This is a genomic window from uncultured Serinicoccus sp., from assembly GCF_947500995.1.
Lineage (GTDB): Bacteria > Actinomycetota > Actinomycetes > Actinomycetales > Dermatophilaceae > Ornithinicoccus.
Map to the genome: position 1 here is coordinate 229535 of NZ_CANMUA010000008.1, position 17576 is coordinate 247110.

General features: G+C 74.5%; 20 protein-coding genes. 5 read left to right on the plus strand and 15 right to left on the minus strand.

Going from position 1 to position 17576, the window contains the following annotated elements; genetic code table 11:
* Positions 1 to 54: 54 nt before the first annotated feature.
* The 8 genes from Q0967_RS13820 to fdhA form a co-directional block, all read right to left on the minus strand.
* On the minus strand, positions 55 to 690 hold the full coding sequence (locus Q0967_RS13820; RefSeq protein WP_363321986.1) for an EamA family transporter: 636 nt from the start codon (positions 688 to 690) through the stop codon (positions 55 to 57).
* 4 nt (positions 691 to 694) lie between these two features.
* Positions 695 to 1252 carry an SRPBCC domain-containing protein gene (locus tag Q0967_RS13825; protein WP_298750204.1) on the minus strand — a complete coding sequence of 186 codons (558 nt, stop codon included), beginning with the start codon at positions 1250 to 1252 and terminating at the stop codon, positions 695 to 697.
* Positions 1249 to 1659, minus strand: coding sequence for a helix-turn-helix transcriptional regulator (locus Q0967_RS13830; protein ID WP_298750206.1), 411 nt, complete (start codon positions 1657 to 1659; stop codon positions 1249 to 1251). The genes Q0967_RS13825 and Q0967_RS13830 overlap by 4 nt, the downstream gene beginning before the upstream one ends.
* A 53-nt stretch (positions 1660 to 1712) precedes the next feature.
* On the minus strand, positions 1713 to 2825 hold the full coding sequence (locus Q0967_RS13835) for a homocysteine S-methyltransferase family protein (RefSeq protein WP_298750210.1): 1113 nt from the start codon (positions 2823 to 2825) through the stop codon (positions 1713 to 1715).
* A gap of 142 nt (positions 2826 to 2967) precedes the next feature.
* Complete coding sequence (locus Q0967_RS13840) at positions 2968 to 4101, minus strand: DNA glycosylase AlkZ-like family protein (RefSeq protein WP_298750212.1); 1134 nt, start codon at positions 4099 to 4101, stop codon at positions 2968 to 2970.
* Positions 4098 to 4436, minus strand: a complete 339-nt coding sequence (locus Q0967_RS13845; protein ID WP_298750214.1) for a TfoX/Sxy family protein — start codon at positions 4434 to 4436, stop codon at positions 4098 to 4100. The genes Q0967_RS13840 and Q0967_RS13845 overlap by 4 nt, the downstream gene beginning before the upstream one ends.
* A gap of 19 nt (positions 4437 to 4455) precedes the next feature.
* Positions 4456 to 5025, minus strand: a complete 570-nt coding sequence (locus Q0967_RS13850; protein ID WP_298750217.1) for a DUF664 domain-containing protein — start codon at positions 5023 to 5025, stop codon at positions 4456 to 4458.
* A 67-nt stretch (positions 5026 to 5092) separates the two neighbouring features.
* A complete protein-coding gene (gene fdhA / locus Q0967_RS13855; protein ID WP_298750219.1) occupies positions 5093 to 6307 on the minus strand; it encodes a formaldehyde dehydrogenase, glutathione-independent in 1215 nt (404 codons plus the stop codon).
* 181 nt (positions 6308 to 6488) lie between these two features.
* Here fdhA and Q0967_RS13860 point away from each other — a divergent pair, with 181 nt between their 5' ends.
* The gene (locus Q0967_RS13860) at positions 6489 to 7196 is read left to right on the plus strand and encodes a M50 family metallopeptidase (RefSeq protein ID WP_298750220.1); all 708 of its coding nucleotides are present in this window, start codon (positions 6489 to 6491) and stop codon (positions 7194 to 7196) included.
* Here the strand turns inward: Q0967_RS13860 and Q0967_RS13865 are convergent.
* The 4 genes from Q0967_RS13865 to Q0967_RS13880 all read right to left on the minus strand — a co-directional run bounded on the left by Q0967_RS13865 (position 7181) and on the right by Q0967_RS13880 (position 10283).
* Positions 7181 to 7813, minus strand: a complete 633-nt coding sequence (locus Q0967_RS13865; RefSeq protein ID WP_298750222.1) for a sulfotransferase family 2 domain-containing protein — start codon at positions 7811 to 7813, stop codon at positions 7181 to 7183. The two genes, Q0967_RS13860 and Q0967_RS13865, sit on opposite strands and share 16 nt — an antisense overlap.
* Positions 7814 to 7883: 70 nt before the next feature.
* Positions 7884 to 8069, minus strand: a complete 186-nt coding sequence (locus Q0967_RS13870; protein WP_298750225.1) for a PspC domain-containing protein — start codon at positions 8067 to 8069, stop codon at positions 7884 to 7886.
* 116 nt (positions 8070 to 8185) lie between these two features.
* Positions 8186 to 8716: a DUF2087 domain-containing protein gene (locus Q0967_RS13875; protein ID WP_298750227.1), complete on the minus strand. Its 531-nt coding sequence runs from the start codon at positions 8714 to 8716 to the stop codon at positions 8186 to 8188.
* Between the two features lie 337 nt (positions 8717 to 9053).
* Positions 9054 to 10283 (minus strand): citrate synthase, encoded by a 1230-nt coding sequence (locus Q0967_RS13880; RefSeq protein WP_298750230.1) that lies wholly within the window; start codon positions 10281 to 10283, stop codon positions 9054 to 9056.
* Positions 10284 to 10335: 52 nt separating this feature from the next.
* On the opposite strand from Q0967_RS13880, the gene Q0967_RS13885 reads away from it, so the two are divergent.
* Positions 10336 to 11472 (plus strand): citrate/2-methylcitrate synthase, encoded by a 1137-nt coding sequence (locus tag Q0967_RS13885; protein WP_298750232.1) that lies wholly within the window; start codon positions 10336 to 10338, stop codon positions 11470 to 11472.
* A 136-nt stretch (positions 11473 to 11608) separates the two neighbouring features.
* Positions 11609 to 12616 (plus strand): aldose epimerase family protein, encoded by a 1008-nt coding sequence (locus Q0967_RS13890; RefSeq protein ID WP_298750234.1) that lies wholly within the window; start codon positions 11609 to 11611, stop codon positions 12614 to 12616.
* Positions 12617 to 12637: 21 nt separating this feature from the next.
* Here Q0967_RS13890 and Q0967_RS13895 read toward each other — a convergent pair whose 3' ends face one another.
* Genes Q0967_RS13895 through Q0967_RS13905 form a run of 3 tightly spaced genes read right to left on the minus strand, consistent with a single transcriptional unit; the run spans position 12638 to position 15815 of the window.
* Positions 12638 to 14248: an ABC transporter permease gene (locus tag Q0967_RS13895; protein WP_298750236.1), complete on the minus strand. Its 1611-nt coding sequence runs from the start codon at positions 14246 to 14248 to the stop codon at positions 12638 to 12640.
* Positions 14245 to 15174 (minus strand): ABC transporter ATP-binding protein, encoded by a 930-nt coding sequence (locus Q0967_RS13900; protein ID WP_299450582.1) that lies wholly within the window; start codon positions 15172 to 15174, stop codon positions 14245 to 14247. Before Q0967_RS13900 ends, Q0967_RS13895 begins: the two co-directional genes overlap by 4 nt.
* Positions 15171 to 15815, minus strand: a complete 645-nt coding sequence (locus Q0967_RS13905; protein WP_299450585.1) for a TetR/AcrR family transcriptional regulator — start codon at positions 15813 to 15815, stop codon at positions 15171 to 15173. The genes Q0967_RS13900 and Q0967_RS13905 overlap by 4 nt, the downstream gene beginning before the upstream one ends.
* A 78-nt stretch (positions 15816 to 15893) precedes the next feature.
* Here Q0967_RS13905 and Q0967_RS13910 point away from each other — a divergent pair, with 78 nt between their 5' ends.
* Both Q0967_RS13910 and Q0967_RS13915 read left to right on the plus strand, forming a co-directional pair.
* The gene (locus tag Q0967_RS13910; protein ID WP_298750242.1) at positions 15894 to 16490 is read left to right on the plus strand and encodes a rhomboid family intramembrane serine protease; all 597 of its coding nucleotides are present in this window, start codon (positions 15894 to 15896) and stop codon (positions 16488 to 16490) included.
* Positions 16491 to 16539: 49 nt separating this feature from the next.
* Positions 16540 to 17556: an LLM class flavin-dependent oxidoreductase gene (locus tag Q0967_RS13915; RefSeq protein WP_299450637.1), complete on the plus strand. Its 1017-nt coding sequence runs from the start codon at positions 16540 to 16542 to the stop codon at positions 17554 to 17556.
* The last annotated feature ends 20 nt before the right edge of the window (positions 17557 to 17576 follow it).

Here is a 17576-nt window from a genome sequence, read left to right on the forward strand (position 1 = left end):
TAGGACCTGCGTGGAGCACCTTCCTCTGCTCAGGGTGATCCCCGCCCGGGCCAGCTAGGGTCGCGGCGCGCCGGGCGCCCCGCCCACGACGAGCGCCCCGCCGCCGAGCTCGAGCACCGTCGGACGCTCGCCGAGCGCCCACCACGCCGCCGAGATGCCGACCACCGGCACCAGCATCGAGAAGGGCGCGACGACGCCGGCCGGGTGGCGGGCCATGAGCCATACCCAGATCCCCGAGCCGACGACCGTGCCGAGCACGACGGTGTAGGCCAGCCCCAGCCAGGCCGGCAGCGCCGCGGCGGTGCCGGACGTCGCGAGCGCGGCCCCGATCTCCGCCGGACCCTCCACCAGCAACGACACCGCGAGCATGGGCAGCGGCGGCACGACCGACATCCACAGCGTGAGGTGCAGCGGGTTCGGCGGGGCGGCGAGCCGGCTGGAGAGGTTGCCGATGGCCCAGCCGAAGGCGCCGAGGACGACGAGCAGGAACGGCACGAGCTGCCCGGCGCTCCCGTCGGCCCGGCTCGCCCCGACGACGACCAGCCCCAGCACCGCGACACCGACCCCGAGCGCCCGGCGCGGGGTGAGGCGCTCCCCCAGCAGCAGCACGCCCAGCAGCACGGTGAAGGGCGCCGACGCCTGCAGCACGAGCGAGGCCAGCCCGGCGGGGAAGCCGGCCACGCTCGGCATCACCCTACGTCCGCGGGGGTCCGTCCTCCCGGGGCGTCCCGGCCGGTGCATCGGGCTGCGCCGCGTCCGGGAGGCCGAACGCCACGGCATACTCGCGACCGAGGTCCAGGTAGCCCTCCCAGGCGACGGTCGCCTGCTGCCCGGTCCGCACGGACTCCTCGAGCCGGTCGAGGTAGTACTCCCAGCCGGGGCCCACGTCGGTCACGAGCGACCGGTCGGTCAGCACCTGGGCGAAGCGCAGGGTCGTCACGCCGGCCGCCTCGGTGAGGCGCAGGTCGAGGGTCCACTCCTGTGCGGGGTCGTCGTTCTCGTTGCGGACGCGCAGCCGGGTGGGCTCCTCGCAGACCTCGATGACGTAGGTCTCCGTGGGCATCTCCTCCTCGTAGGCCCAGGTCACCCGCATCCGGCCCGAGCCCGGGTCGCCGGTCCAGGTGGCGAACCACCGGCCGAGGCGCTCGCTCTCGGTCACGGACGCCCACACGTCCTCGACCGGCGCGCGGAAGGTGCGGGTGAGCACGAGGTGCTCCTGCCCGTCGATGGTCTCGGGTCCTCCGGTGATCATGCGGTCTCCTCGGTGTCGTCGGTCGTCGCGGTATGCCGTGCCTCGCCCGGGCGGCGCTCGCGCACCGTGCGGCGCACCTCGAGGTCGAGGGCGTCCAGGGCGTGCGCGCCGACCGGAGGGGTGGGGGCCGTGCCGACGGGAGGGGCGAGGCCCGCGCCGGCCAGCCGACGGGCGTAGTCGACGACCTCGCCCAACGGGGCCGCCTCCAGCCGGTAGTGCCGCTCGCGGCCGACGTCCTGCGCCTGCACCAGCCCGGCCTCGCCGAGCACCCGCAGGTGCCGACTCACGGCGGGGCGGGAGATCCCGCGGCCGGCGGTGAGGTCGGCCACTCGGCAGGCCCCCTCGTCCGCCAGCTGCACCAGCAGCGAGCGCCGCACGGGGTCGGCGAGCGCGGCATACACGTCCATGGAGATAGGTAACCACGTGGTTACCTATCGCGCAACCCCCGAAACCCGGGCTGTCAGGCGGAGTCGCCCAGGCCCTTGATGTGCTCGGGGAGGCGGGCGTGGTCGCCGTACATGAAGTGGTTCTGCATCTTCTCCGAGAAGCGGCTGGCTTCCGTCTCGAGCCCGACCGCCTCGGCCACCTGGCGGATGAGCATCGGGGAGGCGCCGCAGCAGACCCCGAGGTAGCTGACGCCGAGCGCGTAGGCCTCCGCGGCGAAGGCGCCGACCTCGTAGCGGTTGCAGGCGAGCGGGTCCAGGGCCGTCGGGAAGGTCCGCCCGTGCGGCGAGGGCACGAGGACGCCGTTGTCGTCGGTGAGGTTGAAGAAGGTGGGCTCCGCGTCGGTGGTGCGGTAGGGCACCGGCAGCGCCGCCACGTGGCAGCTCACCGCCTCCCGGATCTGCCGCAGCCAGGGCAGCATCGTGGCCGGGCCGCGGAAGCAGTTCATCCCCACGACGTCGGCCCCGCCCTGCTCCAGCCGCTGGCACACCTCGACGATGCCCACCCCGTCGCGCATCTGCTCACCGGCCATCGGCGCGACGGTGAGCACCACCGGCAGCCCGCTGGCCCGGGCGATCTCCAGGGCGGCCTCGGCCTCGCCGGCGTAGTAGAAGGTCTCGCCGATGATGAGGTCGGCGCCCTCCTCGACGGCCCACCCGACCATCTCCTCGAACATCCCGCGCACCTCGCGCTGGGCGTCCGGGCTGTCCGGGTCCCACACGTTGCTGTTGGAGATGTTGCCGGCGACGAGGTTGCCGGGCTTCTCGTCGGCGACCTCGCGGGCGATCTGCAGCGCGGCCCGGTTGAGCGGCTCGAGCAGCTCCTCCTTGCCGATGATCCGCATCTTCTCGCGGTGGCCGTTGTAGGTGAAGGCCTCGACGATGTCGCTGCCGGCGCGCTGGACGTCGCGGTGCAGCGTGCGCAGCGCGTCGGGGAACTCCAGCGCCACCTCGGGGACGAACTCCCCTGCGGTGAGGTAGCCGCGGCGCTCCAGCTCGAAGAGGAACCCCTCCGCGCAGATCACCGGCCCCTGGTCGAGGCGCTCGACGAGCCCGGTGGCCGTGGTCGTGGCGCGGGGATCCTCGGTCGCGGCGGTCTGCGTGGTCTGCGTGATCTGCGGGTCGCTCATCGCTGCCCATCCCTCGCGAGCTCGTCGGTCACCGGGTCTGGGAAGACCCGCAGGTCACGACCGTTCTCCCCGCACAGGTGCGGGGCGGTGCCGCGACACCGCGATGCTACTCCCGCACGGTCCACCCCTCAGGGCTTCGACGTCAGCCACCCAGGTGCGCGGGCAGCGCGGGGTCCAGCCCCAGCCAGTCGGCCAGGTCGTGGACCTCGGCGAGCACGCGGTCGCGGCGGGCATCGCTCCACACCCCGTCCTCGTGGAGGGCGTCGACCCGCAGCACGCCACGCCGACGATCGGCGGTGGCGTCGAGCTTGCCGACGAGCTGGTCCCCGTCCAGGACGGGCAGGGCGTAGTAGCCGAACCGCCGCTGCGCCTTCGGCTTGTACATCTCCAGCACGTAGTCGAAGTCGAAGAGCTCGGCCATCCGCGCCCGGTCGAAGACCAGCCGGTCGATCGGGCACAGCAGCGCCGCGCGGCCCGCGAACGCCTCGGCCGGGTCGAGGTATGCCGGGTGCACCCGCCAGCTGCCCCGCACCCCCTCGACGACCGCCTCCTCGCCCGCGGCGCGGGCGTCGGCCGGCTCCGTGGGGCACTCCGGGCCGCGGGCGCGCAGCAGTCCCAGCGCGGCCAGGCGCCGCTCGTCCAGCTCGGCCCGCGCCTGCTCCAGCGGCACGGCGGGGACGTCGGGGTAGACCCGCTCGGCGAGGTCCCACAGCCGCTGGCCCCCGTCGCGGCCGCAGACGGCGACCTCGCCGCGGGCGACCATGAGGTCCAGCAGCCGTTGCACGTTCTTGTCGTTCGTCCACCCGCTGGAGCGCCACGGCACCTCGGTGGAGTCCGGCAGCGCCGCTGTCGGCGTGGGACCGTCGGCCGCGAGGTGGGCGACGATGTCGCGGCGTCCCCGGTCGTTGGCCTCGACCCACCGCGCCTGACCCTCCTGCCAGGGTCGCAGGGTGCCGTCCCGGCGCGACGGGGCCGGCCAGGCCTCCATCTCGGCGCGCCACAGGGCGACGTCCTCGGCGGGCCGGACGAAGCCCAGCACCTCGACGAGGGTCCGGTCGGCGAGCAGCCGGTCCAGCTCGCCGGTGTCGTAGGCGCTGCCCAGCCGGCTCCACAGCACGAGGTGCTGGGCGGGCGCCACCGCGGTGACCGGGTCGATCTGCAGCAGCGTCAGCTCGCGGACCGTCTCGACGACGTCGCCGGGGCGCTGCCGGGTGAGCAGCTGGGCCCGCACGGCGACCCGCCGGGCGTCCCGGGGGGAGAGCCGGTGCACGCTCACGGCTGCGGCGGCTGCGCCCGGGCGCGAGCCAGCCCGAGCGCCACCAGCTCGGCGAGGAGCGCGTCGTCCACGCCGTCCCCCGTGCCCTGCGTGTGCACCCACTCCCGCATCGGCCGCCCGCGCATGACCATCCGCTCCAGCCCGTCCCGCCCGACCAGCTCGGCGGCCAGGGCCTCGTCCACGTGCACCATCACGCCCTGACCACCGGTCGCGGCGACGGCCATGTGCCCACCCACGAGGAACGCCAGCCCCCCGAACATCCGTTGCTCCACCACCGCGGGCTCCCCGGCCATGAGCTCCCGGATCCGCTGCGCCAGCCCCTCGTCATACGCCATGGCTCGAGTATGCCGCCGCTCACGTCCACGCCGCCGGCGGCGACCAGTCCTCGGGCGGGTCCTCGCCGACCCGGCCGTCCACCGCCTCCCGGAGCAGATCCGCGTGACCGGTGTGGCGGCCGTACTCCTCGAGCAGGTCGAAGAGCATCCGGCGCAGGCTGAGCTCGATGCCCCACTCCTGGCCCCAGGTGATGACCCGGTCCAGCCCGTCGGCCGCGATCACCTCGCGGTGCCGGGCCCGGGTCGTGGCGACCGCCTCGACGTAGCGCGCGTAGAGCTCCTCCGGCAGGTCGTCCGCCGCGCTCTCGAAGTCCCAGGACGGCGTGGCCTGCCAGTCGACCTCCGCCCACGGGCTGCCGGGCGAGGAGCCGTCCAGCCGCCACGTCCCGGCGACCGCCTCCACGCCGGCGAGGTGCTTGAGCAGACCGCCCAGGGTCAGCGAGGAGGCCCCGATCCGGGCGGCCAGCCCGGCGGCGTCCAGGCCCTCGACCTTCCACCAGAAGGTCATCCGCTGCCGGTCGAGCGCGCCGAGCAGGTGCGCGGTCTCGTCGCCGGTGCGCGGCGGCTCCCACACGGGTGAGGTGTTCATGACCGCGACGCTAGCCCTCGCGGCGGACACCCGGTGTCCGCCACGAGGGCCGGTGCGTCCGCTCCGCTCAGGCGACCATGCCGTGCGGGTCGATGACGAACTTCGTCGCCGCGCCCTGGTCGAACTCGGCGTAACCGCGCGGCGCGTCGTCCAGGCTGATCGTCTGGGCGTTGACGGCCTTCGCGATGTGCGCCCGGTCGTGCAGGATCATGTTCATCAGCTGCCGGTTGTAGCGCTTGACCGGGCACTGACCCGTGGTGAAGTGCTGCGACTTGGCCCAGCCCAGACCGAGCCGCACCCCGAGGGTGCCCTCCTTGGCGGCGTCGTCGACGGCACCGGGGTCGCCGGTGACGTAGAGCCCCGGTATGCCGATCCCGCCGGCCGCGCGGGTGACCGTCATGGCGTCGTTGAGCACGGTGGCGGGCGCCTCGTCGGCGCCCTGACCGTGACCGCGCGCCTCGAAGCCCACCGCGTCGACGGCCGCGTCGACCTCGGGCTCCCCGACGATCTGCTCGATCTTCTCGACGAGGGTGCCGTCGGTGCTCAGGTCGATCCCGACGCAGCCGAAGCTCTCCGCCTGCCTCAGCCGCTCGGGGTTCATGTCGCCCACCATGACCACCGCCGCGCCCAGCAGCTGCGCACCGTGCGCGGCGGCCAGGCCCACCGGGCCGGCCCCCGCGACGTACACCGTCGACCCGGTGGTCACCCCGGCGGTGTAGGCGCCGTGGTACCCGGTCGGGAAGATGTCGGAGAGCATCGTCAGGTCGAGGATCTTCTCCAGCGCCTGGTCCCGGTCGGGGAACTTCAGCAGGTTGAAGTCGGCGTAGGGGATCATGACGTACTCCGCCTGACCGCCGATCCAGCCGCCCATGTCGACGTAGCCGTACGCCGCCCCGGCGCGGGCCGGGTTGACGTTGAGGCACACGCCGGTGTGACCGGCGTTGCACATCCGGCAGCGCCCGCAGGCGATGTTGAACGGCACCGAGCAGATGTCGCCCTCGTCGACGAAGAGCACGTCCTCGCCCTTCTCGACCACCTCGCCGGTGATCTCGTGCCCGAGGCTCTGCCCGACCGGGGCGGTGGTGCGGCCGCGCACCATGTGCTGGTCCGAGCCGCAGATGTTGGTGGTGACCAGCTTGAGGATCACCGCGTGCGGTGCCGCCTTGGCGATGCCGAAGTGGTCGGCCACCTCGCCGGGGATCTCCAGCGTCGGGTAGTCGACCGACTCGACGGCCACCTCCCCCGGGCCCTTGTAGACGACGACGCGATTCCCTGATGCCATGGCGCTCGACTCCTTTGTCCGCTGACTGCGCGCCGGACGGCGCACCCGATGCAGCCACGGCAGGCCGTCGGACGGGAGCGGTCCTCGCTCCCCTCGTGCGGCATACCGTCCGCACCTCATCCATGCTGGCCCCGCCCCGCGTTCCCCGCAAGCGCCCAGCCGGACCTGGCAGGCTCGTGCCGTGCTCCTCGACCTGTGGGACCGTGCCACCACGACCCAGCCGCCGCTGACCTGGCCGGTCAGCCTGCTGCTGGGGGTCCTCGCACTCGCGCTCACGTGGAGCCCCGCGGGCTACCGGCTCGTCCGTCACCTCGTCACGCTGGTGCACGAGGCCGGGCACGCGCTGGTGGCGGCGCTGGTCGGTCGGCGCCTGACCGGGATCCGGCTGCACTCGGACACCTCGGGTGTCACCGTCTCCCGAGGGAGACCACGCGGGCCCGGCATGGTCGCGACCGTCCTCGCCGGCTACCCGGCGCCCGCGCTCGTGGGGCTCGCCGGGGCCTACCTCCTGGGGGCGGGGTATGCCGCGGGCCTGCTCTGGGGGCTCGTCCTCACCTGTGCGCTCATGCTCGTGCTCATCCGCAACCTCTACGGGCTGTGGGTCGTGCTCGCGACCGGCGCCAGCGTCGCCCTGCTGTCCTGGTCGGTCAGCGGGCGGATGCTCTCGGCGGTGGCCTACCTCGTCGTCTGGTCGCTGCTGCTCGCGGCCCCACGCTCGGTGGTCGAGCTGCAGCGGCAGCGCCGCCGGCGCGGCGAGCGGGGCAGCGACGCCGACCAGCTGGCCCGACTGACGGGGGTGCCGGCGGGCATGTGGATCGTGCTGTTTTGGCTGGTCTGCGCGGTGTGCCTGGTGCTCGGTGCCCGGGAGCTGACTCAGGGCCTCGGGTAGTCGAACGTGCTGAAGTCGCGCTTGTAGAACCGGCGGACCATCCGCCGGGTGGCGCGGGAGATCTCCACGTCGGCGGAGCGCCGCGGTCCCGAGCCGCTGTCCTTGAACTGCTCCGGGCCTCCCTCGAGGCCGAGCCCGTGGGCGTCGCTCAGCCGGCGCAGCCCCTCGGCCAGCCCGTCCTCCAGCCGCAGGACCTCGGTGCCCGGGACGAGGAACTCGTGCTGGGGGCGCAGGTGGTTGTCGAAGAGGTAGGGGTTCGCCCGGGAGCGGCGCACCGACCGGCGGAACCACGACGCCACGGCCGACCCGCTCATGTCAACCTGCTCCTTCTTACGGTGCCGCCAGACGTACTCCGAGCGCAGCCGCGCGACCGGCTCGCGGACGACCGTGAAGACGAGGTCGAAGCGCTCGAGCCGGAAGAGCTGCTGCAGGGGATCGCCGTGCAGGTGCTGGGGCCCGCAGACCATGAGGTGGTTGAGGGTGCCCTGGCCGTACCTCGCGCTGAAGAAGCCCTGCTCCCAGCCGTTGGCGCGGAAGAGGTGCTCGACCGAGGTGCCGCCGGTCTTGGGCACGTGGATGAACAGCACGGAGCGGCCGTCCTTGCGGTAGACGGGCACGGGAGGCTCCTCACGGGTCGGGGTCGGGCGTGATCAGGCTACGACGACCCCGGCCCCGGCCGGGTGCGGCTCACTCGGACGGCATGATGACCCAGAGCACGAGGTAGGCCAGGATCTGCGGGCCCGGCAGCAGCATCGACAGCAGGAAGAGCAGCCGGACGAGCGTGGGGCTCATGCCGAAGCGGCGGGCGAGACCGGCGCAGACGCCCGCGAGGAGGCGCTGGCGGGGGCGGACGAGGGCGGGGGAGGAAGCCATGTCCCCCACGCTAGGCCGCCTCGGGGCCGGGGACCAGAGGGGCTCCACCCGGGCACCCGGGGGGCTGACCCCCCGTGGGGTCGCCACGGGGGCGCCACGGGGGCGCCACCCCGCCCTCAGCCCGGGTGGCGCGGCACCCGGGCGAACCGGGCCACCTCGTCGGTCGGCACCTCCTGCGCCTCGCTGGGGAAGCGCGCCGGCACCTCCTCGGCGACGCGGTAGACCCCGTCGGCCCGCTGCAGCCACCGGTAGTCGACGAGCTCGCGGCGCAGCGAGGCGACATCCTCGTTCGCGGTGGCGAGGAGGGCGTTGACCTCGGGCTCGGCATACTCCCGGCCCCGCTCGAAGCGCAGCAGCAGGTGCATGAGCACCGCCGCCCGCGGGCGGCGGCGGGTGGGGATGGAGCGCAGCCGGTCGCCGTCGACGAAGGTGGCGACGGCCCGGTCGGCGGCCAGGTCGGTCTCGACCACGAGGGCACGCAGCGGCGGGTCCTCTGGGTCGGGCCGGGTCCCGGCGCGGGGCGGGTGCGCCGGTGGCGGCTCGGCGAGCAGCGCCTCCCGGGCAGCGGTGTAGGTCTCGCCGGTGCGGGTCATCCGCTCGCGCACCCGCGCCTTGAGGTCGGCGTCGGTGGTCATGGTCGTGCTCACGCATCCTTCGCGGACCGCACGCCCCAGCCGCGGCAGGTCCTGGTGCGGTGCTCGACAGGTATGCCGGGTGATCGCCGCGAGGATCTGCTCCCCTCCACCCTGGTGACCGGCCGGCTGGGGGCGGGTCGGGCTCGGCGCTGCGGCGGCGCCGGGGCCAGCATACCGGCTCTCCCCTCTCGCTCCGAGCCCGAGATGCCACGTGACACATGGATCACACAGGCCACACCCTGCGGGGATATCGCTGCTGGCGCGGGGTATATCCCTGCATTCTGTGCACATCCCCGCACCATGGTGCTGGCGAGGCCTGTGGTGCTGCAGGGCCGTGGCACGCCCTCGGTCAGCCGCCGCGCGGACCGGTGTAGACCCCCCGCAGCCGGAACCGCATGCCCGGCTCGGCGAGCTCCTCGACGGCGTGCGCGGTCCACCCCGCGGTGCGGGCGCACGCGAAGACCGCCGACCCCGTCTCGCGCGGGAGGTCGTGGGCCAGCACGAGCGCGGCCAGGGCGACGTCGACGGTGAGCACCCAGCCGCGCCGCTCGGCCAGCTCCCCCTCGAGCAGCGCCACGGCCTCGCGCAGGTCACGACCGGCGTCCGGCAGCACGCGGTCCAGCAGCAGCCGGGCCCGCGGGTCGACCTCGGTGTAGACCACGTGCCCGAAGCCGGGCGGCGGCCCGTCGGCGAGCGCGGCGGCCAAGGCCCCCCGCGGGTCCTCGACCGCGCCGCGCAGCCAGTCCAGGACCCGCACCGAGGCCCCGATGTGCACCGGGCTGTCCGCGGCGGCCAGCCCGGCCAGCAGCGCGGAGTAGCCGTCGGCACCCGCCGAGACCGCCACCCGCACCGCGGTCGTCGACACCGCGAGGTCGTGGTCGGCCAGCAGGACCAGGGCCAGGTCGACGAGGTCGACCGGCAGGCCGAGGTATGCCGCCAGCACCGGGGCGAGAGCACCGTCACCGGACGCGTCGCCCCTGACACGGGTCGGCGCCCCCGCCCCTCGGGTCCCCTCCCCCGCCTCCCCGGCCCCGCCGAGGGCAGCGCCCACCGCCGCCACCATCGCCTGCGCCGACCGGGCACCGGCCGTGGCGAACGCCCCTGGGCTGCGGTCGTGCCGCCCCAGGTCGCCCGCCCCGGCGACGAGGACCGCGTGCTTGCAGAGGTCGAGGACGCGCGTCCCCGGCGGGAGCGCGGCCAGGACCGCGTCGACGGACGCCCGCGGCGACGTCGGCACCGTCGGCGCCGGCTCCCCGCCCACCCCCGTGAGCAGGTCGCGCACCTCCTCGAAGGTCCAGCTGCCGGCGAGGTCGCGCACGTCGTGCCCCCGGTAGGCCAGGGTGCCCGGTCCGACCTGCGTGATCGCCGTGCGCACGTCGTCGCTGGTGGCCCGGGTGGAGGCGCGCCGCCCCGACCGGCCGCCCCCGAGCGCCTGCACGTGCTCGAGCGCGAAGATGCTCCCCGCGCCCGGCTCGCGCCGCAGCGGTGAGAGCGCCCCGCGGCTGACGTAGGCATACACCGTCTGCGTCTTGACACCGAGGTAGTCGGCCACCTGGGCGGTGGTCAGCTCGCCGCTCATGTTGACTCGATCAACGTTGACACGACATCAACCCTAGCGGAACGCTCGGCGCATGAGCACGCAGATCGCCCCGCCCGGCCTCAAGGGCCTCGTCGTCGCCCGCACGCAGACCGGGGACGTCCGGGGCCAGGAGGGGTTCTACCACTTCCGCGAGTACTCCGCGGTCGACCTGGCGCGGCACCGCAGCTTCGAGGACGTCGCGCACCTCATGGTCGAGGGGCGTCTGCCGGACGAGCGGGAGTCCGCCGCCTTCGCGGCCGAGCTCGCCTCCGCGTCGAGCCTGCCGCACGCGCTGCTGGAGCAGCTGCTGGCGATCGCGCGGTCCGGGCCCGACCGCGGCTCGCTGGCCCGGCTGCGCACCGCCGTCTCGCTGCTGGGGTCGGTCGAGGAGTTCCCCGCCACCTACGGCGCCAGCGCCGAGCAGGTGCGCGCCGGCGTCGTCCGGCTCATCGGGGTCGTGCCCGTGCTGCAGGCGGCGCTCTTCCGGCTGCGCGCAGGCCTGCCGCCGCTGGAGCCACGCCCCGAGCTCGGCGCCGGCGGGAGCTGGCTGTGGATGCTCACCGGGGAGGAACCGGCGCCGAAGCACGCGGCGGCGGTGACGGCATACCTCGTCAGCACCATCGACCACGGCTTCAGCGCGTCGACCTTCACCGCCCGGGTGGTGACGTCGGCCGGGGCCGACGTCGCCTCCGCCGTGTGCGGCGCGATCGGGACCTTCTCCGGGCCGCTGCACGGCGGGGCGCCGGACCGGGCGCTGGACTCCCTCGATGAGATCGGCACCCCGGACCGGGCGCGGGAGTGGGTGCGCGAGCGGGTGGTCGCCGGCGAGCGGATCATGGGCTTCGGGCACGCGGTCTACCGGACCACGGACCCGCGGGCGGTCCTGCTGCGCGAGCACGCGCAGGCGCTCGGCGGGCCGCTCGCCGAGCTGGCCGTGCAGGTGGAGCGCGAGGTGGTGGACGCCCTCGCCGAGCTCAAGCCGGGGCGCGAGCTGCACACCAACGTCGAGTACTACGCCGGCGTCGTCATGGAGCAGTGCGGGATCCCGCGGGAGATGTTCACCCCGACCTTCGCGACCGCCCGGATCGTGGGGTGGGGCGCCCATATCCTGGAGCAGGCGGGTGACCCGCGCATCATCCGACCGGCGGCGGAGTACGTCGGCCCGGAGGCCCCCGCGCCGCTGCCCTGAGGAGGCGACCGTGACCGGACGCGACCTGCTCATGATGCGCCGGCAGCTGATGACCGTGCGCGACCTGGCCGAGGCCGCGCCCCGGTAGTCTCTCGCCGACCGCCCGCGCCCCCTGTCGTCCCTCCCGAGGAGCCGCATGCCCACGCCACCCCCCGGCCCCACCACCGTCACGCTCACGGCGTCCGGCATCCGCGTCGACCTCCTCAGCACCGGAGCGGCCATCGCCAGGGTGGAGCTCACCGACGGGCACGGGGACGGCCCGGTGGACGTCGTCCTGGGCCACGCCGACCTGGCGGACTACGGGCGGGTCCGGGACTTCCAGGGGGCCACGATCGGGCGGGTCGCCAACCGCATCGACGGCGGGCGGTTCCGCCTCGGAGACCGCGCGGTGGAGGTGCCGCTCGACCCGGACGAGCCGCACGCGCTGCACGGCGGGCCGGAGGGCTTCGACCGGCGCGAGTGGGCGCTCGTGGAGGCGACCGACGATCGCGCGACGTGGTCGCTCACCTCCCCGGACGGTGACCAGGGGTTCCCGGGTGAGGTCGAGGTCGAGGTGAGGTATGCCGTCACGCCCGGCCGCCTCACCGTCGAGCACCGCGCCACGACCTCGGCGCCGACGCCGGTCAGCCTGACCAACCACAGCTACTGGAACCTCGACGGGGAGGGTGCCGGCGAGATCCTCGACCACACCCTGCAGGTCGACGCCGACACCTACCTGCCGGTGCGCCCGGACCAGATCCCCACCGGCGAGGTGCGCGACGTCGCCGGCTCCCCCTTCGACCTGCGCCGCCCGGTCGTCCTGGGTGAGGCGCTGGCCGCCGACGACGCGCAGCTGCGGATCGGCCAGGGCTTCGACCACCACCTCGTCGTGCCGGGCGAGGGCCTGCGGCGGCACGCGGTCCTGGTCGGCGGCTCCGGCCGGCGCATGGAGGTCTGGAGCGACCGGCCCGGGCTGCAGGTGTATGCCGGCGCCCACTTCGACGGCACGGTCACCGGGCCGCGCGGGGTCGCCTACGGCCCGCGCGCCGGGATCGCGCTGGAGACCCAGGCCTTCCCCGACGCGGTGAACCAGCCGCGCTTCCCGTCGGTCGTGCTGCACCCGGGCCAGACCTACGCCTCGACCACCGAGTGGCGGTTCTCCTGACCCTCGGCGGGTCGCCGGGGGTCAGCCGGCCGGGACGTCGCGGCGTCGCAGGCCCACGAACCCGGCCGCCAGCAGGACGAGCCCCAGCACCGTGAGGACGGCGAGGGCCGCGGGCTGCGGGCCCTGCCCCACCACGTCCTGGCCGACGGCCAGGAACGGCGTGAGGTCGAGCAGCCAGGACGGCAGGCCGAGACCCGGGCCGAGGTAGGCCAGGACCGCGGCGACCGCGAAGGCCGCCCAGGCGAGAGCCTGGACCCGGGGGATCCACCCGAACAGCGCCGCGCCCAGACCGAGGAAGACCAGGACGGCGGGGAGCTGCGCGGCGCCCGCGCCGGTCACCTCGCCGAGCCAGGCGTCGTCCCCGAGCGAGGCGGCGGCGCCGGCCCCGAGGGCGAGGGCACCGACCCCACCGACCACGAGGGCGCCGAGGGCCACCACGAGCAGGCGCGGGCCGAGCCACCCGCTCCGCGAGCGGGGCGCCGAGAGCGCGACCTCCAGCCGGCCGCTCCCCTCCTCACGTCGCCAGGACCCGACGGCCACGAGGACGTAGGCGCTCATCAGCAGGGCCAGCATGACGAGGAAGGTGGACATCATCGGCGCCAGCACGAGGTCCGCGGCGCGCCCCTCCGCCTCGGGGCCGGCTCCGAGGAACCCGCCGAGCTCGGGGTTGTCGAGCACGGCGTCGACGATCTCCTGGGCGAGCGACCCGAAGACGGCCATGAGGGCCGCAGCACCCAGGGCCCACCCCGCGACCACCGTCCGCTGCTGGCGCCAGGCCAGCCCCAGGGACGTCTGCAGGGCCGCCGAGGCGCGGGGAGGCGCCCGACGGGGCCGGAGCAGGCCACCACCGACGTCGCGCCGGCCGCGCAGCACGACGGCGAGCGCGACCAGCCCGGCCCAGAGCACCACCGGCAGGGCCAGCGGCCACCACCGGGCGTCCTCGCCGAAGGCCCGAACCTCGTCCACCCAGCCGTGCGGGCTGACCCACACCAGGGCGCCCTCGCGCAGCGCCCCGACCCCGCGGAGGAGGAAGGACACCAGCGTCAGCGCGAGGCCGATCCCCCAGACGGCCCGGGCGTGCTCCACCACCTGGGCGGCCGCGGCGGTGACGCCCACGAAGACCAGCCCGAGCCCCGCGACCGCCAGACCGTAGCGCAGCGCACCCGCGGGGTCGGTACCGAAGGGCACCATCGCCGCACCCACCCCCGCCCCGGTGACGACCATCGCCGTGCTGATGAGGAGCACCGCCGCCGCGAGCGGGGCGTCGCGCCCGATCCGGGCCGCGAGCAGCAGCTCCAGCCTCCCGGTCTCCTCCTCCCGACGGGTGTGCCGGGTGGTGAGCGCGATCGCCATGACGGGCACGGCGAAGGACAGGACGAAGCCGAACTCGTTGGCCAGCACCCCGCCCAGGGTGTCGAGCCCGGCCACCCGGCCGTTGATGACGGCGAGGGCGTCGCCGCCGAGGCTCGCGGCATACCCCGCCAGCTTCTCCGGGGTGTCGTAGAGCGCGCTGATCGACGACCCGGTGAGCACCATGACGGCGACCAGGCCGACGACCCAGGCGAGCAGCGTCCGCCAGCCGGTCCGCAGCGCGATCCCGGTCATGGTCCCGACACCGGTCGCGGCGCTCATCGCGCGTCCACCCGCTCGTCGTGGCCGGCGTAGGCCCGCAGGAACAGGTCGTCCAGGCTCGGCGGGGTGACCGTCAGGGTGTGGATCCCGGCGTCATGCAGCGCCCCGACGAGCCGGCCGACGGCGTCCGGCTCGACGGAGGCGACCACCTCGGTGCGGCCCTGCTCGTCGGCGACCGTCTCGACGTCGCCCACCCCGGGCATGTCGTGCAGCGCCGGCGCGCGGTCGGTCACGGCCCGCACCGCGGAGCGGGTATGCCGTCGCAGGTCCGTGAGGGTGCCGGTCGTCACCGTCCGGCCGGCCCGGATGATCGAGACGCGGTCGGCCAGCGCCTCGACCTCGCCCAGGATGTGGCTGGAGAGCAGCACCGTGGTGCCCTGCTCGCGGCGCTCCCTGACGACCTGCTGGAAGACCTCCTCCATGAGCGGGTCGAGCCCCGAGGTGGGCTCGTCGAGGACGAGCAGCTCGGCGTCGGTGGCGAGGGCCGCGACCAGCGAGACCTTCTGCCGGTTGCCCTTGGAGTAGTCCCGGGCGCGCCGGGTCGGGTCCAGGTCGAAGCGCTCCACGAGGTCGGCGCGCCGGGACTCGTCGACCCGGCCGTGGGCCCGGGCGAGGATGTCGATGCACTGGCCACCGCTCAGACCGGGCCAGAGCGTGACGTCGCCGGGGACGTAGGCGACCCGGGAGTGCAGCTCGACGGCGTCCGCCCACGGGTCGCCGCCGAGGAGCCGCGCGGTGCCGCCGTCGGCGCGCACCAGGCCCAGCAGGACGCGGATGGTGGTGGACTTCCCGGCCCCGTTCGGGCCGAGGAAGCCGTGCACCTCGCCACGCTCGACGGCCAGGTCGAGGCCGTCCAGGGCCGCGACCGGACCGAAGGTCTTGCGGAGCCCGGAGATCTCGACGAGGCGGTCCGAGGAGGTGGTCATGACGGGCGTCCTTCCGGTGCGGGTGGGTCGGTGAGCATGAGGGAGAAGAAGGAGTAGGCGTCCCGCCCCCACCGGTCGATGCCGCCGGAGCCGAGGGGGTCGAAGCCGAGCAGCTCGGTGAGCGGGTCGCGCAGCAGCACCCCGCCGAGGTCCATGGCCAGCAGCAGCGCGGCGCGCACCTCCGGGTCGGGGCCGGGGTCGAGGACGCCGGCGTCCCGCCACTGCGTGAGCAGGTCCACGGTCATCCGGTGCCACCCCCGCAGCACCTCGCGGGCGCGCTCGTCGTCGGCGAGGAGCATGCGGCGCAGGTAGGGCAGGACCGGTGAGTCGTCTGGGAAGACCTCGGCGAAGGACCCGAACTTCGCCTCGGCCGAGGCGTCGAACGTCTCCACGGGCGAGAGTCCGGCCATCGCCCCGGACTCCTCCGGCGTGGGCATGAGCTCCTCGGTGAGACGCAGGATGTGGTCGTCGCACGCCGCCCGGAGCCCCTCCTTCGATCCGTAGTGGTGCAGCACCAGGGCCGGCGAGACCTCCGCCGTGGCGGCGATCCGGCGCACCGTCACCGCGTCGAAGCCCTCCTCGGCGAAGAGGCGCAGCGCCGCGTCCCTGATCCGCGCCTTGGGGGTGAGGTCTGAACGCATGTTCAGCATGCTAAACGACTGTTCAGCATGCTGTCCACACACCTACCGCCGCCGGGCACCCTGGGGGATACTGGCGGGGTGAGCAGCTCGAGCCTGGCCACCTGGCGGCGCGACGCCCCCGCGTGGGCCCGTCGCGTCATACCCGTCGTGCTCCTGGTGGCCCTGATGTGGCTCACCGAGATCGTCGACCTGGTGCTGCCGCTGAGCCTCGACCAGTTCGGCATCCGGCCGCGCGACCTCGGCTCGCTGCCCGGCATCGTGCTCAGCCCGTTCCTGCACCTGGGCTTCGGCCACCTCATGGCCAACACGGTCGCCCTGCTCGTGCTCGGGTCGCTGCTGGCGCTGACCACCCGCCACCTGTGGCTCGTCACCGGGGGCGTGGTGCTCGTGAGCGGCCTCGGCGTCTGGCTCCTGGGCGCCCCGGGGACCGTGCACATCGGCGCCAGCGGCGTCGTCTACGGGTATGCCGCGTTCCTCGCCGTCTACGGCTTCGTCTCCCACCACCTGTGGCGGGCGCTGCTCGGGGTGCTGGTCATCCTGGTCTACGGCTCGATGATCTGGGGGGTGCTGCCGCTGCAGGAGGGGGTCTCCTGGCTCTCCCACCTCTTCGGCGCCGTCGGCGGCGTCGGGCTGGCCCTCTGGCTCGGCCGTCGCGACCGGGTCGCGCGCCGCTGACCGGCCGCTCGGCGGAATGCCCCGGGCCGTCGAGGTCGTTGACGTGTCCATGAAACGCATCGGCTTCCTCTCCTTCGGGCACTGGACCCCGCACCCCCAGTCGGCCACGCAGTCGGCCTCCGACGTCCTCCTGCAGTCGATCGACCTGGCGGTCGCGGCGGAGGAGCTGGGCGCCGACGGCGCCTACTACCGCGTGCACCACTTCGCCCGGCAGCTGGCCTCGCCGTTCCCGCTGCTCGCGGCGGTGGGCGCCCGCACGGAGCGCGTCGAGATCGGGACCGGCGTCATCGACATGCGCTACGAGAACCCGCTCTACATGGCCGAGGACGCCGGTGCGGCCGACCTCATCTCCGGCGGTCGCCTGCAGCTGGGGATCTCCCGCGGCAGCCCCGAGCAGGTGGTCGAGGGCTACCGGCACTTCGACCACCACCCCGCCGAGGGGGAGAGCGACGCCGACATGGCGCGACGGCATACCGCGCGCTTCCTCGAGGTGCTCTCGGGCGAGGGCTTCGCCCAGCCCAGCCCGCGCCCGATGTTCCCCAACCCGCCCGGGCTGCTGCGCGTCGAGCCCCACAGCGAGGGCCTGCGCGAGCGCATCTGGTGGGGCGCCGGGACCCGCGCGACCGCCGAGTGGGCGGGCACCCAGGGGATGAACCTCATGAGCTCGACGCTGCTCACCGAGGACGCGGGCGTGCCCTTCCACCAGCTGCAGGCCGAGCAGATCCGCGTCTTCCACGAGGCGTGGCGGGCCGCCGGGCACCCCGGCACCCCGCGGACGTCGGTCTCGCGCAGCATCTTCCCGCTGGTGGACGAGCGCGACCACGCCTACTTCGGGCTGGAACGGCGCAGCACCGACCAGGTGGGCGTCATCGACGGGTCACGGTCGACCTTCGGCAAGACGTATGCCGCGGAGCCGGACGAGCTGACCCGCCAGCTGGCCGACGACGAGGCGATCGCGGCGGCGGACACGCTGCTGCTGACGGTCCCCAACCAGCTGGGCGTCGACTACTGCGCGCACGTCATCGAGGGCGTGCTGGACGTCGCGACGGAGCTCGGCTGGCGCTGACCGGCTGGGCGGGCGCGGTC